The sequence below is a fragment of the Candidatus Binatia bacterium genome (genome assembly GCA_036504975.1).
GTDB lineage: Bacteria > Desulfobacterota > Binatia > UBA9968 > UBA9968 > JAJPJQ01.
Genome location: DASXUF010000106.1, coordinates 1 through 14,237, shown reverse-complemented (window position 1 = coordinate 14,237; position 14,237 = coordinate 1). Strand labels below are relative to the sequence as shown.

12 protein-coding genes are annotated in these 14,237 nt (G+C 61.5%); 9 read left to right on the top strand and 3 right to left on the bottom strand.

Features of this window, described 5'->3' with window-relative positions; genetic code table 11:
* Positions 1-16: 16 nt before the first annotated feature.
* Positions 17-1,285 (bottom strand): citrate/2-methylcitrate synthase, encoded by a 1,269-nt coding sequence (locus VGL70_14270; protein ID HEY3304692.1) that lies wholly within the window; start codon positions 1,283-1,285, stop codon positions 17-19.
* 120 nt (positions 1,286-1,405) lie between these two features.
* Here VGL70_14270 and VGL70_14265 point away from each other — a divergent pair, with 120 nt between their 5' ends.
* The 8 genes from VGL70_14265 to VGL70_14230 all read left to right on the top strand — a co-directional run bounded on the left by VGL70_14265 (position 1,406) and on the right by VGL70_14230 (position 11,646).
* Complete coding sequence (locus VGL70_14265) at positions 1,406-2,557, top strand: citrate synthase/methylcitrate synthase (protein ID HEY3304691.1); 1,152 nt, start codon at positions 1,406-1,408, stop codon at positions 2,555-2,557.
* Between the two features lie 162 nt (positions 2,558-2,719).
* Complete coding sequence (locus VGL70_14260; protein HEY3304690.1) at positions 2,720-3,265, top strand: (2Fe-2S)-binding protein; 546 nt, start codon at positions 2,720-2,722, stop codon at positions 3,263-3,265.
* Positions 3,252-4,121 carry a xanthine dehydrogenase family protein subunit M gene (locus tag VGL70_14255; GenBank protein HEY3304689.1) on the top strand — a complete coding sequence of 290 codons (870 nt, stop codon included), beginning with the start codon at positions 3,252-3,254 and terminating at the stop codon, positions 4,119-4,121. The genes VGL70_14260 and VGL70_14255 overlap by 14 nt, the downstream gene beginning before the upstream one ends.
* Positions 4,122-4,253: 132 nt before the next feature.
* Complete coding sequence (locus VGL70_14250) at positions 4,254-6,563, top strand: xanthine dehydrogenase family protein molybdopterin-binding subunit (protein ID HEY3304688.1); 2,310 nt, start codon at positions 4,254-4,256, stop codon at positions 6,561-6,563.
* A 58-nt stretch (positions 6,564-6,621) separates the two neighbouring features.
* Complete coding sequence (locus VGL70_14245; GenBank protein ID HEY3304687.1) at positions 6,622-7,587, top strand: ABC transporter substrate-binding protein; 966 nt, start codon at positions 6,622-6,624, stop codon at positions 7,585-7,587.
* A 141-nt stretch (positions 7,588-7,728) separates the two neighbouring features.
* Positions 7,729-8,829, top strand: coding sequence for a cupin domain-containing protein (locus VGL70_14240; protein ID HEY3304686.1), 1,101 nt, complete (start codon positions 7,729-7,731; stop codon positions 8,827-8,829).
* 10 nt (positions 8,830-8,839) lie between these two features.
* The gene (locus VGL70_14235) at positions 8,840-9,913 is read left to right on the top strand and encodes an extracellular solute-binding protein (GenBank protein ID HEY3304685.1); all 1,074 of its coding nucleotides are present in this window, start codon (positions 8,840-8,842) and stop codon (positions 9,911-9,913) included.
* Entirely contained in the window at positions 9,910-11,646 is a 1,737-nt protein-coding gene (locus VGL70_14230) for an iron ABC transporter permease (GenBank protein HEY3304684.1), read from the top strand. Before VGL70_14235 ends, VGL70_14230 begins: the two co-directional genes overlap by 4 nt.
* Before the next feature lie 108 nt (positions 11,647-11,754).
* Here the strand turns inward: VGL70_14230 and VGL70_14225 are convergent, their stop codons facing one another.
* Positions 11,755-12,462, bottom strand: a complete 708-nt coding sequence (locus tag VGL70_14225) for a cupin domain-containing protein (GenBank protein HEY3304683.1) — start codon at positions 12,460-12,462, stop codon at positions 11,755-11,757.
* A gap of 110 nt (positions 12,463-12,572) precedes the next feature.
* The gene (locus tag VGL70_14220) at positions 12,573-12,866 is read right to left on the bottom strand and encodes a hypothetical protein (protein ID HEY3304682.1); all 294 of its coding nucleotides are present in this window, start codon (positions 12,864-12,866) and stop codon (positions 12,573-12,575) included.
* Positions 12,867-13,012: 146 nt separating this feature from the next.
* Between VGL70_14220 and VGL70_14215 the strand changes: the two genes are divergently transcribed.
* Complete coding sequence (locus VGL70_14215; protein ID HEY3304681.1) at positions 13,013-13,792, top strand: exodeoxyribonuclease III; 780 nt, start codon at positions 13,013-13,015, stop codon at positions 13,790-13,792.
* Positions 13,793-14,237: the final 445 nt, after the last annotated feature.

Sequence of the window (14,237 nt, the reverse complement as noted above, 5' to 3'; positions counted from 1 at the left end):
CGGCGACCGAGCGCAGTCAATTACGAGCCTCTGCGGGAGGCGCGCTAACCGCCCGCGCGGGTGAAATCGAAGCCGGGCCCCGGCCGACATATCGCGCCCGCGGCCGAATGATGCGGTCTCTTTGGTATTCTTCGATGGAATGGCCGATCCAGCCGATCGTCCGGCCGATGGCGAAAATCGTGAGAGGGGCGCCGGGCGGCATCTTGAGCGCGCGCGCCAGAATCGTCAATCCGAAATCGATGGTGGGCCGTTCGCCGATGAGATCGAGCGCGGCTGCGCAGCATTTTGTCGCAAGCGCCACCGCGGGAGATCGCGGACAGAAACGGGAAATCAGCTCCAGCAGAGCTCTTCCGCGCGGATCGCCGTCCGGATACAACGGATGCCCGAACCCCGGGATGGTTTCGCCGCGTTTAAGCCTGCCGGTCATGACCATGCGCACGCGCGCCGGGGTCCGCGCCTCTTCGAGGAACGCTTCCACCCGCTCGGTGGCTCTCCCGTGCTTGACGCCTTGCAGCGCCGCCAAACCGGCCGTCACCGCCGCGTACGGAGTGGAGCCGGCGGAAGCCACGCAGCGGGCGGTAAAGGAGGACACGTTCAGTTCGTGATCCGCGCATAAGATGAGCGCCGCGTCGATCAGCCGCGCGGCCTTGGGCTTGCCGGGCGCCAAGGCTTGTTGGATCGTTTGAGCGATGCTCTTTTCGCCGGCGCGGCGATTTACGGTAAGCGCGGCCAACAACCGGAGGATGCGCGCGCCGGTCTGCGCCACCGCTGCGGGACGAAGATCGCAAGCGGCGGCGTCTACCGCCGCCGCCGGCGTCAAGAGCATTTGAAAAGTCTCCACCGCCGGCAAATCGGTCCCGCGCTTCCGCAACGCGAGACACTCGGGCGGGAGCGCTGGCTTCGATCCAAAAAGCTCGGCCGCAAAGGAAAAGTCGCCGGTCCAGATCAAGGCGGCCACTTCCTCCACGGTTCGGCCGCCGGCCAGAGAAACCGCGTCCAGGCCGCGATAATACACACGGCCGTCCGTGATCAGCGTGATTCCCGACTCCATGACCGGCTGTCCCCAATGCAATGCCCGCTCGACCGCCTTGGCCGGATCGCGCCTAAGCTCTTTGCGTTGCGCGAGCATGCGAACGTCCTCGTTTCGATAGCGCCGGCTGCGTTTGCTTTCCCCGGCCGCCTCGGAACGAACCAGTCCCCGGCTGACGTAGGCATAGAGAGTAGACAGGCTGATGCCCAATGCCTTGGCTGCTTCGCGAGCGGTGAGATGCCGGGCGCTGCGCACGGGCTTCCTCCCTTCCGACTGCCGCTCAAGGCAATCATACATTGATTCTTCGATCAAGATTGACAACTAGTCGTCTGCTTGCGATAGAAAACCGTATCCAAGTCCTCCAGGAGGTTTTACATGGCGATCGAGCGAATCGTGAGGCCCGGCCTCGAAGGGGTGGCGGCGGCCCAGACTCGTCTCAGCAGTGTCGACGGCGAAGCGGGCGAGCTGATCATCGCAGGATTTCCGATCGAAGCGTTGGCCGACCGGGCGACCTTTGAGGAGACGATCCACTTGCTTTGGCACGACGCGTTGCCCAACGCCTCGCGGCTTGCGGCGTTTCGCCGCGAACTCGCCCAGCGGCGCGCGCTGGCACCGGCCGTGCTGGAAGTCTTGAGAACGGCGGCGCGCCAAAAACTCCCGGCGATGGATGTCCTCCGCATGGCGGCGAGCATGCTGACGCTTCGCGCCGGCGACGAAGCGACGGGCGACGACTCGATGCGCGCGGCGGTGAAGTTGGTCGCGAGCTTCCCCACGATCGTGGCCGCCTACGCGCGCATGCTCGACGGGCGCGAGCTGATCGCTCCGCGGTCCGACCTGGCGCACGCGGCCAATTATTTGTACATGTTGTTCGGCGCCGCGCCCGCTCCCGAACGCGTCCGCGCGATGGAGACCTATCTCAATACCGTCGTCGATCACGGCTTCAACGCTTCGACGTTCACGGCCCGGGTGATTCTCTCGACCGAGTCCGACCTGATCTCCGCGATCGTCGGCGCCGTGGGCGCGCTCAAGGGACCGCTGCACGGCGGCGCGCCCGGTCCGGCGCTCGACATGGTGTTCGAGATCGGAACGGCGGAACGGGCGGAAGCGGTTCTGCGCGAGAAACTCCAACGCGGAGAGCGCCTGATGGGATTCGGCCACCGGGTCTATCGCGTGCGCGACCCGCGCGCCGACGTGCTGGCCGCCGCCGCCGAGCGCTTGTATCGTACGGACGCCGACATGAAGCTCTACGAACTGGCGCGCCACGTCGAGCGGACGGCGCTCCGGCTGCTCGACGAATACAAGCCCGGCCGGAAGCTGCAAACCAACGTGGAGTTCTACACCGCGCTGCTTTTGCACGGGCTGGATCTCTCGACGGACTTATTCACGCCGACCTTTGCCGTCAGCCGCGTGGCCGGCTGGATCGCGCATTGTTTCGAACAACAGAAGCAGAACCGGCTGATCCGCCCCGATTCGGAATACACCGGCGTCAAGAACCGCCGTTGGACGGCGCTCGAAGAGCGCGGCTGAATTCTCCTGCGCATCGTATTCCCGCTACTCCCGCTACACGACGACTGAGATCGGACTTTTCCGTCCCAACAATCCGCTATTTGTCCTAAAGGTGTTGAGGCGAATGCGAACATACGATATGGCTGAGAAGGATCGTCAACACTATACGGAGGAAGAGCAATCATGGCTGCCGAGGCGGAGCGAGCGACTGTTTCCATAAGCATCACGGTCAACGGCGTAAGACACGAAGCAGAGGTCGAGCCGCGCGAGCTGCTGGTTTATTTTCTTCGCGACCGGCTCGCGCTCACCGGCACGCACGTCGGCTGCGACACGAGCCAGTGCGGCGCGTGCACGATCCATCTGAACGGCCGCGCCGTCAAGTCGTGCACCGTCCTCGCGGTGCAGGCCAACGGGGCGAAGGTCACGACGATAGAAGGCCTGGCCGAGGGCGACGCGCTGCACCCCGTGCAGCAGGGATTTTACGAGAAGCACGGCGCGCAGTGCGGCTACTGCACGCCGGGCATGATTATGACCGCCGTCCATCTGCTCGAGAACAATCCGCATCCGACCGAGCAGGAGATCCGCCACGGCCTCGAAGGCAACCTCTGCCGCTGCACGGGCTACGTCAACATCGTCGAGGCGATCAAATGGGCGGCGGAAAAGATGAGGCGAGAGGCGAGAGGCGAGAGGCGAGAGGAAGAAAAGAGAGGCGAACATGTTTCCCGCTAGCTTTGGATACCACGCGGCGCGCTCGGTCGAGGAGGCGCTCGATCTGCTGACGAAGTACGGCGAGGACGCCAAGCTCCTGGCGGGCGGCCATAGTTTGATACCGGCGATGAAGCTGCGCCTGGCGTCGCCGCGCTATCTGATCGATCTCGGCACGATCCCCGGTCTCGGCGGAATTCGCATCGACGGCGACGCGCTCACGATCGGCGCGCTCACGGTCCATGCCGATATCGTGTCATCGGATCTCGTTCGCCGGCGCGTCCCGGCTCTGTCCGATGCCGCGGGAGTGATCGGCGACGTGCAAGTCAGGAACCGGGGCACGATCGGCGGCAGCGTCGCCCACGCCGATCCGGCGGCCGACTTCCCGGTCATTCTCACCGCGCTCAATGCGTCGTTCGTCGCGGTCTCGCCGTCGGGCAGCCGGGTTATTTCAGTGGACGGCTTCTTCGTCGATTTCTACACCACGGCGCTCGCGCCCAACGAAGTGCTGACGGAGATTCGCGTCCCGCTGCCGCCTTCGAGCGCCGGCACGGCGTACCACAAGATGGCGCATCCGGCTTCGGGCTACGTCGTCGTCAGCGCCGGCGCGCTGGTGAACCGCGACTCGTCCGGACGTTGCGCGTCCGCGCGCATCGCGATCGGCGGCCTCGGCAGCGGGCCGCTGCGCGCGCAAGCGACGGAAGCGGCGCTGCAAGGACAACGTCTCACGGACGATGTGATGGCCGCGGCGGCGGCCAAAGCTGCGGAAGGCTCCGACCCGGCGGACGACGTCTACGCGAGCGCGGAATACAAAAGCCACATGGCGACAGTTCTGGCGCGAAGAGCGATCGAACAAGCCGCGCAACGGGCCACGAGCTAATTCTGTAACCCTCTCCCTTTGGGAGAGGGAAGGGTGAGGGAATGATCGATATCACCCTCACCTCAATCCTCTCCCTGCTAGGGAGAGGAAGTATTTGAGACCCTGACTTACGCTCAGCGAGAGGTTTTTCACATGACAACCCAGCACGCACCCAGCGGACTCATCGGCGCGTCGATTCGTCGCGTCGAAGATCCCGTTCTCATCACCGGCAAGGGCCGCTACGTGGACGACATTCAGATTCCCGGCATGCTCCATATGGCGTTGCTCCGGAGCCCTTACCCGCATGCGAAAATAATTTCCATCGATGCAAGCGCTGCGAAAAAGATGCCGGGCGTCGAAGCCGTACTGACGGGCGCCGACATCCAACTAAACGTCCCCTCCCCCGTCATGATACCCGGCCAGAAAATTCCGCCGCACCCCGCGCTCTCGCGCGGCGCGGTTCACGCCGCGGGAGCGCCCGTGGCCGCGGTCGTAGCGCGCACGCGCGCGCTCGCCCAGGACGCCGCCAATTCGATCGACGTAGAGTACGAAGCGTTGCCGGCGGTCGTGAACGCCGAAAAAGCTTTGGAGCCCGGCGCGCCGCTCGCGCGCGAGGAGCTGGACAGCAACGTTTGCTACACGGCGACGAAAAAAGGCGGCGACGTGGAAAAGGCGTTCGCCGAGGCGGATCATATCGTCAGGATGCACATCGCGAGCCCGCGACAAGTGGCGATGGCGATCGAGCCGCGCGGCGCCGTCGCCAACCCGGAGCCGACCGGCGATCTAACCGTCTGGCTTTCGACGCAGAGCCCGCACCGCGTGCGCGCGGACCTCTCGAACGCGCTCGGCTTCCCCGAGCACAGGATTCGCCTGATTGCGCCCGACGTCGGCGGCGGCTTCGGCAGCAAGGGACCGCTTTACCGCGAATATCTCCTCGCCTGTTACTTCGCGCTCAAGCTTCGCCGGCCGGTCAAGTGGGCGGCTACGCGCAGCGACGATTTCGTCACCGTGATTCAAGGCCGCGACCAGGCTATGACCTCAGAGCTGGCGCTGAAGCGCGACGGCACGATGACGGGACTCAAAGTCCGCGTCGTCGCCAACCTCGGCGCGTATCTGTGCTCGAACACCGCCGGACCGCCGCAGAGAATGATGGCGATGGCCCCGGGCTGCTACCAAATCAGAAACGTCCACGTCGAAGTCGTCGCAGTGTTTACCAACACCGTCTCGACCGGCCCCTATCGCGGCGCCGGACGCCCCGAGTCGGTGCTGAATATCGAGCGGCTCGTCGACAAGGCGGCGCGCGATTTGGGCATCGACCGTCTGGAGATCCGCCGCAAGAACTTCATCCGGCCCGAGCAATTTCCGTACAAAACCGCCGTCGGCGTCGAGTACGACTCGGGCGATTACGAAAGATCACTCGCGGAGGCGCTTCGCCTCTCCAATTACGACGATCTGATCCGGCAGCGCGACGAAGCGCGGAAGCGCGGCGAGCTGGTTGGCGTCGGCGTCTCGACCTTCGTCGAGCCAAGCGGCGGCGCCGGGTTCGAAAGCGGAACGGTAAGAATCGAGCGCACCGGCGAAATCACCGTGCTCACGGGCTCCAGCTCGCATGGCCAGGGACACGAGACCGTGTTCGCCCAGATCGCGGCGGAGAAATTGCGCGTTTCGATGGAGCACGTCGCGGTCCGGCACGGCGATACTTTTGCAGTCCAGCAGGGCGTCGGCACGTTCGGCAGCCGCAGCGCCGTCATGGGCGGCGGCGCGCTGGCGATCGCGATCGAGCGCGTCGTCGCTAAGGCGCGCCGCTTTGCGGCGCACCTGCTGGAGGCATCGCACGAGGACATCGTGCAGACCGACGGCGGTTTCGCCGTGGTCGGCACGCCGGAGAAGAAAGTCACCTGGCGCCAGGTCGCGGCGGCGGCCTATGGGCGGCCCATCAAAGGTATCGAGCCGGGGCTACAGGAGACGGTCTTCTTCGACCCCCGGCGCGAAGCCTGGGGATTCGGCAGCCACGTGGCGCTCATAAAAATCGACCGCGACACCGGCGAGTCGAAGATCGAGAAGCTGGTGCTCGTCGACGATTGCGGCGTGATGATCAATCCGATGATCGTGGAAGGACAGATTCACGGCGGCCTCGCCCAGGCGCTCGGCGAGGCGTTCCGCGAGCAGATGGTCTACGGCGACGACGGGGAAGTGCTCACGAGCTCGCTCGTCGGCTACGCGGTGCCGCACGCGGAACAGATGCCGCCGCTCATCCTCGGCGAAACCGTAACGCCGAACCCCTACCATCCGCTGGGCGTGAAGGGCGTCGGCGAGGCCGCCACCAACGGCGCACCGGCGGCGATCGCCAACGCAGTGATGGACGCGCTGGCGCCGCTAGGCATCGATCACATCGACATGCCGTTCACGGCGCCGAAGCTATGGAATGCAATCCGGCAGGCGGAGTCCAGCCGCGCGCATTGACAGCGATTGCACGACTCAACTATAGTTTCCGTGTCAAGAGAATTAAGAAAGGGCCGCCTTGCAACAAGAAATCGTCTATTCCGTAGAGCACTTCTACCCCAAACACCCCGGCCATCCGATCGCGCCGCTCACGGCGGAGTATCACGGCTACTTCGACAAGAAGGCGATAACGAAAAGCCGCCTCGAAATCGCCGGCGACAACACCGGATCGATCGACTTACTGATCGAGGGAAAAACCAACTTCAGCATGGACGCCCACCCGGCAATGCTCGTCGAGGCCAACGCCGGCGGCGAAGACCTCTACATCATCGGCTCTTACCGGAACGGCCTCGCCTTCAGCGTCGCGGCCCTGCCGGACACCATCAAAGGACCGGAAGATTTGAAAGGCAGGCGCTTCACGACCAACCGCCGGCTCGGCGCCGGCGAGCGGACGATGCGCCTCGTCTTCGAAAAACTCGGCTTCGATCCGGATAAGGACATGGATGTCGTTCTCGTGGACAACGAAGGGGTGCGCGAAAAAGTCGCCTCGATGAAGGAAGGCAAAAGCGATTTTCTTTTCTATCATCATAACGGGCCTCAGGGCCGCGTCGTCCGCGACCTCGTGAAGAGAGGCGAGCTCGTCGATGTGATCGATCTCTCCACGATGTTCCCCTACTATGTCGTCCGCTCGATGGCGACCACGGGCCGGATGCTTCGCGAGCGGCCCGACGCCGTCCGGGCCTTCATCAAAGGCGTGATGCGCTCGCATTGTTTTCTGAAAGACGAAGATCCGACGGGCATGGAATCCGTCGCGATTTTAAAAAAAACGCTCAACGTCGATTCGCTCGAAGGCAGCGGCGTGGAAAACGGCATACCGAAAAGCTGGGCGGCCGAGCCGAAAAACATCGTCACCAGCGTGGCGGGTCTCGAGGTCCACATCCGCGAGCTTAAAGCCAAGAAAAAAATCGGCGACGACTATACCGCCGACCGCATCGTTCGTAACGAGCCGGCCTTCGAGGCGCTGGCCGAGCTGGAAGAAAATTAGCTCGGGCCCCTAAAAGTGTCATGCTTCGACAAGCTCAGCACGAACGGAGAAATCAAACGTTTTCAGACAACCCTCCGTTCACCCTGAGCCCGTCGAAGGGTGAACTAAGTGTCCGGCAACTATTTCGTAAACCATTCTGACATGGCGCTCGAAGTCCAAAGATTCGATCAATCCCAGGCTCCCAGGGTCGATACCTATAAAGAGTGGCAGGCCGTCCAGGGCATCCCCGTCATCAGCGGCCTTTACGTGCCGGATATCAAAACGGTCGAGGTCGCGCCGTGGAGTCTCAAAGGCGGTCTTGGCGCATTCATCAACCTCGACGGCGCGGGCGGCACGAACGACGCCTACGTTTGCGAGATTCCTCCGGGTGAGAAGCTAAAGCCGCAGCGACACCTTTACGAAGAGATGGTTTACATCGCGAGCGGCCGGGGGGCGACGACCGTATGGCAACGAGACGGGAACAAGCAAATGTTCGAATGGCAGCGCGGCAGCCTCTTCGCGATCCCGTTGAACGCCTGGTACCAGCACTTCAACGGCAGCGGCACGGAGCCGGCGAGATATCTGGCCGTCACCAACCTGCCGTTCATCATGAACCTCTTTCACAATCCGGATTTCGTCTTCAAGAATGACTTCACGTTTAAAGACCGCTTCGATCCCATGGACGACGATTATTTTAGCAGCCGGGGGAAACTTTACGGCCGCTCCTGGTTGTCGATCAACCTCGTCGCCGACACGCATACCCTCGAGCTAAGCGAACAAAACGAGCGCGGGCCCGGCGCGAGAAACATGAAGTTCGATCTCGCCGGGCAAATCATGGCGGCGCACATCTCGGAGTTTGCCGTCGGCACCTACAAGAAGGCTCACTTTCACGGGCCGGGCGCCCACGTGCTCATCTTGACCGGGCGCGGCTATTCCCTTCTCTGGCCGCAGCACACCGGAGAAATGACTCGCGTCGAATGGGCACCGGGAAGCCTGATCGTTCCGCCGCAGCTCTGGCTGCACCAGCATTTCAACGCCGGCGCCGAGCGGGCGCGCTACCTGGCGCTCCGCTGGAACAACTGGCGCTATCCTTTCGTCAAGATGGTCGAAGGCTCGCGCCGCGAGAGCATCAAGAAAGGCGGCACTCAACTGGAGTATGAAGACGAAGACCCGAAGATCCACCAACAGTTCGAGGCCGCGCTCGCCGAAGGGGGAGCGCAATGCCGGATGGGACAGGCCCATCCTTATTGCACGCAAAAGTGAGAGGAACCAAATGAAAAATTTCGATTTCGTCGCGCGACGCTTCAAAGTCCTATGGGGATTCGTCCTGATACTTTGCTTCGCAGTTTCGGCGTGGAGTCAGGACAAGGCCGCGCTACAAAAGATCATCGAAGGGGCGAAAAAAGAAGGCGGGGCAAAAGTGGGCCTCACCGTGAGGTGGGAGGAGAATGGAAAGCCGGCGGCCAAAAAGATCGTCGATGTGTTCCACGCGCGCTATCCTGCTGTTAAAATCGAGTATGAGCGCGTCGGCGGATCGCGCGAAAGAGAGCGCGTGCTGACGGAGCTTGCGGCGGGACGAGTTACTTACGACGTAACGGCCATCAGCGCGACCCAGGTTCCCATCAGCCTGAAAGCCAGCGTCATAGAAAAGGTCGACTGGCTTTCCTTGGGAATTCACCCCAAACACGTTCATCCGGACGGCGCGGGCGTCCTCTACCGGACGCAACTGTTCGGCATCACCTACAACCGGAAGCTCATCCCCGACGAGGTGGGACAGAAGCTCACCTGGGAGGACTGCGTCGATCCGAAATGGAAAAAGAAAATCGCGATGGACAACCGGCCGCACTATCTCGAGCTGCTCTATCAGCCGGATGCCTGGGGAAAAGAAAAAACCCTCGCTTACGCCCGCCAGCTCGGCGCCAACCAGACGATCTTCGAGCGCTCTCGTTCCGCGGCGATGACCAAGCTCGCTCTCGGAGAATACCCGATCATTTGCGGCGCCGCCTATCCCACCTACAAGGAACGTTTCCTCTACGCCGGCGACAAACATCTGGGCTTTGTCTTTCCCGAGCCCGTGCCGGTGCCCACCGGAGAGGTCATCTTCGTGCCGCGCGGCGCATCGCGCCCCAACGCGGGAAAGCTTTTCATCGTATGGTCTCTATCCGACGAGGGGCAAAAAACGCTCGACGAGGTTGAGTTCGACGGCAGTCCGCTCGTTCCCGGAACGGAAACGGCGAAGTTGCTGAAAGGCAAGAAAGTGGTCTGGCACGATTGGAAGATTCAATCCCGCGCCGACGAGATCCTCAAAGAGATTCTCGAGGCGACCGGTCTTCCCATCGTCAGATGATCCGGCCGCGATGGCGCGTCCCTTCGGGGACGACCTTCTTTTTCATTCTGGTCGTCGGCATTCTTCTCTGGCTGATCCTGTTTCCGCTCGGCCAGTTGATCATCAGCAGCTTCCGCTCGGGACACCCCATCGCTCCCGGCCCTTTCACTTTCAATAACTATCGCGTCGCGTACACCAATGCCCTCACCTACAAGATGATCTTGAACACGCTCTGGTTCGCCGGCGCGGGGACGGCGATCACGGTGACGATCGCGGTTCTTTTCGCCTGGCTTCTGGAGCGAACCAATCTGCCGCTCAGGAATTTGTGCTGGAGCCTGTTGCTCGTTCCGATGGCCATGCCGGGCCTGCTCTTTTCGATCGCCTACGTTTTCCTGCTCACGCCGCAAAGCGGGATCGTGAACGTTTTTCTCCGCGGGCTGCTGTCGGAGTTCGGAATCGAGCTGGCCGCCGGGCCGATCAACATCTATTCGCTCGGCGGCATGATCTTTCTCGACGGCATCCGCGGCGTGACGACGGTATTTTTGATCGTCGTCGGCGCCTTTCGCATGATGGACCCGGCGCTCGAAGAGGCCTCGTGGGCGTCGGGCGCGAGAAACGCGGCGACGCTCCGCCGGATAACGCTGCCGGTGCTGAAGCCGGCGATTCTCGCCGCGGTCATCTACGAGTTCACTTCATCGATGGAATCCTTCGAAGCGCCGCTGGTCGTGGGACTTCCGGGCGGCGTCTACGTCTACAGCACGATGATTTACATCTCGACGCGCGAGCCGGTCCCCAATTTCGGCCTCGGAGCTTCTTTCGCCGGCAGCTATTTTCTCGTGGCGATTTTCCTGTCTTACCTTTATCAACGCGCCGTTCTGGCTCAGACCGAGCGCTTTTCCACCGTAACGGGCAAAGGCTACCGGCCGCGGGTCATCGATCTGGGCGCATGGCGCTACCCGGCGCTCGCTTTGTTTTTTATTTATTTCTTCGCCACGGTTCTTCTCCCGCTGGCGGTTTTGATCTGGACCTCCCTCCTGCCGAGCTATCGTCCGCCTTCGGCCGAAGCCCTTTCGCTGGCGAGCTTGTATAATTATAAATTGGTCTTGCAATCGCCGGGGGTTTTTCGCGCCGCATGGAATACGGTGCTGATCACCGTCGTCACGGCCACGGCCACCGTCGCGCTGTCGTTTTGCATCTCGTGGCTCGTGGTGCGGAGCCGGATCAGAGGGCGGTTCGCCCTCGATACGCTGACGTTCGCCTCGCACGCGGTGCCGGGCATCGTCGTCGCGCTGTCGTTCATCCTGCTCTATCTTCAGCCGCCGTTCCGCTACCTGGGGATTTACGGCACGGTGTGGATCGTCTCGCTCGCGCTCGTCACCCAATATCTCGCCTTCTCGACCCGGACGACCAACGCGGCGATCACGCAAATTCACAAAGAATTGGAAGAAGCGGGAGAAGCCAGCGGCGCGAGCCGGCTGAGAATCCTGCTTCAGATCACGCTGCCGCTCATACGGCCGGCGTTTGTCTCGGCCTGGATTTGGGTCGCGGCCCACGCGGTCCGCTCCTTCTCGATTCCGCTCCTGCTGTCGAGCCGGGAGAACCGGACCATGGCGGTGATGCTGTGGCAATTTTGGGACGAGGACGCCAATCAGGCGGCGGCCGCCGCTTTGGGCGTGCTGCTGATTCTATTTCTTACCGTCTTTACTTTTTCCGGCCGGGCGTTGATCTCCAGGGGCATTAGCCAGGCGAGATAAGACCGTTAACACTCTCCCCCGCTAAACTATGCGGCCTTTGCGTACTTTGCGGTTAACACCGGACCGGCCGCAAAGAACGCATAGAACACAAAGTGATGAATAATAAAGTCAGGATTTTTGGATCAGCGGCGAGAGATCAACGCGGACCCGCGCGCCGTCGCCGACCGGAAGCAAATTGTAATCCCCTTCTTTCAATCCGTCGATCTTGTACCACTGCACGAGGCGCTGCGGCAGATTGGCCGTGACCCAATCTCCCTCACGCCCATAAGAGCAGTTCATTCTCAGGAGCGAGGCCTTGTTCCATTCCTCGAGCAAGATCGCCGAGACGCCGAACGCCGTGCGGTCGAGCGCATAGACGTAAATATGGCGGCCGAGACCGTTGGCGGTGATGGCGCTCGCCGGAACACGGAGTAAAACATCCGACGGCACGTTGGCGACGTGGGCTACCCGCCGGCCGCCAGTCGATTCGGTCCGCATCGAAAGAAAAATTGCGTCCTGATCGCTGGTGTTGATGAAACCGTAATGGACACCGGCCGGGATCATGACTCCCTGGTTGGGCTTGAGGGAATATTTTCCCGACAGGCTTTCGAGCGTCAGCTCGCCCTTCAACAGAAAAAGAATCTGGTCGGAATCGGGATGCTGATGGATATGCGCTTCGCCGCCGCGCGGCTTGGTCTGAAATACGGCGACGAAGCTGTTCGGCGACTTGGCCATGTCCACCCTGCCGCTGATGTGGTCTCTCTTGAGCACCGATTCGGCGACGTCGAAGATCTGCACTTCATCGGAAAATGACTGAGGCGGCGTTTCATTTGCCATCGTTCGCGCCTTTCTTGAAATTCAGCACCAGGACCGCAAAGAACGCATATACGGAAGAAAGACCCTATGCGGCCTTTGCGTTCTCTGTGGTTGACCGGTCGTTTGGAAGGTTACGCCTTACGGCCAAGCTTCGGCATAATCAACAGGGACTCGACGAAGCGCTCGTTGCCGAATTTAGTCGCGTACAGGCCGACAAGTCCGAAGGGCAGGAAGACGAGCGTGAGAAGCCACGAGGGCCAGGCGGCTTCATACCCAAGCCAGGCGGCTAGATACGGTATCGCCGCGATCTCCAGGCAGACCCCGCTCATGAAAAGCAACAAGTTCCTTTTCCATTGGCTCGTCTGCCGCCGCACCGCATCCGAGTCCCAAATGCAAAGTAGATAGCCTTCCAATAAATCTTTCATCTTGCCCTTTCCCGTATCAGGTAAATACCGGAGGAGCATAACGGAAGTCGCTCGACAAAAGCAAGCGCAAAATGGATCTGTACTCGCGTCTTTGAGTTCTTATGAAGGTTGTTATACTTTTCTTGAGCCGGAACAGTTAAAGACCGATGCCACCGCTTAAAATCGCCACCTGGAACGTCAACGGCATCCGCGCGCGCGAGGCGCAGTTCCGCGAATGGATCGAGCGCGAGCGGCCCGATGTCGTGTGCCTGCAGGAGCTTAAAGCGCCGCTGGCGCAAGTGCCGCCGTCGATTTGCGAGCTGCAAGGATACCGCTGCTACTGGCACGGCGAGCGGGCCTACTCCGGCGTCGGCCTCCACATCCGGCGCGACTCGTTTCTCGAGGAGCCGCGCTTTTTTCATCCTCCCTTCGATTTTGAGAGCCGGATCGTTACCGCGCAGTCCGGCGACCTCATCCTGGCCTCGGTCTACGTTCCGAACGGTGGCAAGGATTTCCCCGCTAAAATGAAATTCCTCGGTGAGATGGAACAGTACGTCGCCGAGGTTCACGCGACCGGCGCGCGAATCGTTATCTGCGGCGACATCAACATCACGCTGACAGAGCGGGATGTCCATCCGAAGGAGCGAAATCCAAAAGTAGTCGGGCAGCGGCCGGAAGAGAGGGAGATGTTCGCGCAAATAATCGCGCGCGGGCTCGTTGACGTCGGGCGCAAGCTCGATCCGAACAACGACGAGCTTTTCACCTGGTGGGCGCCGTGGCGCAACATGCGCCAGCGCAATATCGGATGGCGTCTCGATTATGTGTTGGCGAGCGAGTCCTTGGCAGCAAAGGCCGTTCAGTGCGCGGTGTACCGAGAATTCGGCACCAGCGACCACGCGCCGGTCATTGCGACATTCGATCTGGATGGCGACGCGGCTAAGACCTAATGAACGTTGCTGACTGTTTCAGCGTCGTGGTGAGAGGAGTTCAACCGTCGAGTAGGGAGGAGGCGCACCACATGAACCCATACAGGAACAGGCGTGTTTCCTCCTCCCTCTCTAAAATTCCGTACGGCGGATTTTCCCCAGTACGGCTTCAAACTGGAATTCAACCGCGACCTTCATCCAAAATGCCAAGCTTAAGCGTCAGACCCGCATACACTCAATCACCCCGGATTTATACGCAGCTAAAGTCGCTGTCTCCAAAGAGAGCCTCCTTCCGTAGCGGGACTTTCGTCCAAGCGGAACTCCCTCTTTCTTACATAGACCATCCAGTCCAGAGGTCCTTGGCTCCCCAGCGGGTTATGTTGCCCCGCCAGCTCATCGCTTACTATGACCTCATCCGAGCTTCTCGTCCCCTCCCGCCGGTTTATGTTTTATCCAGCGGGTCCTT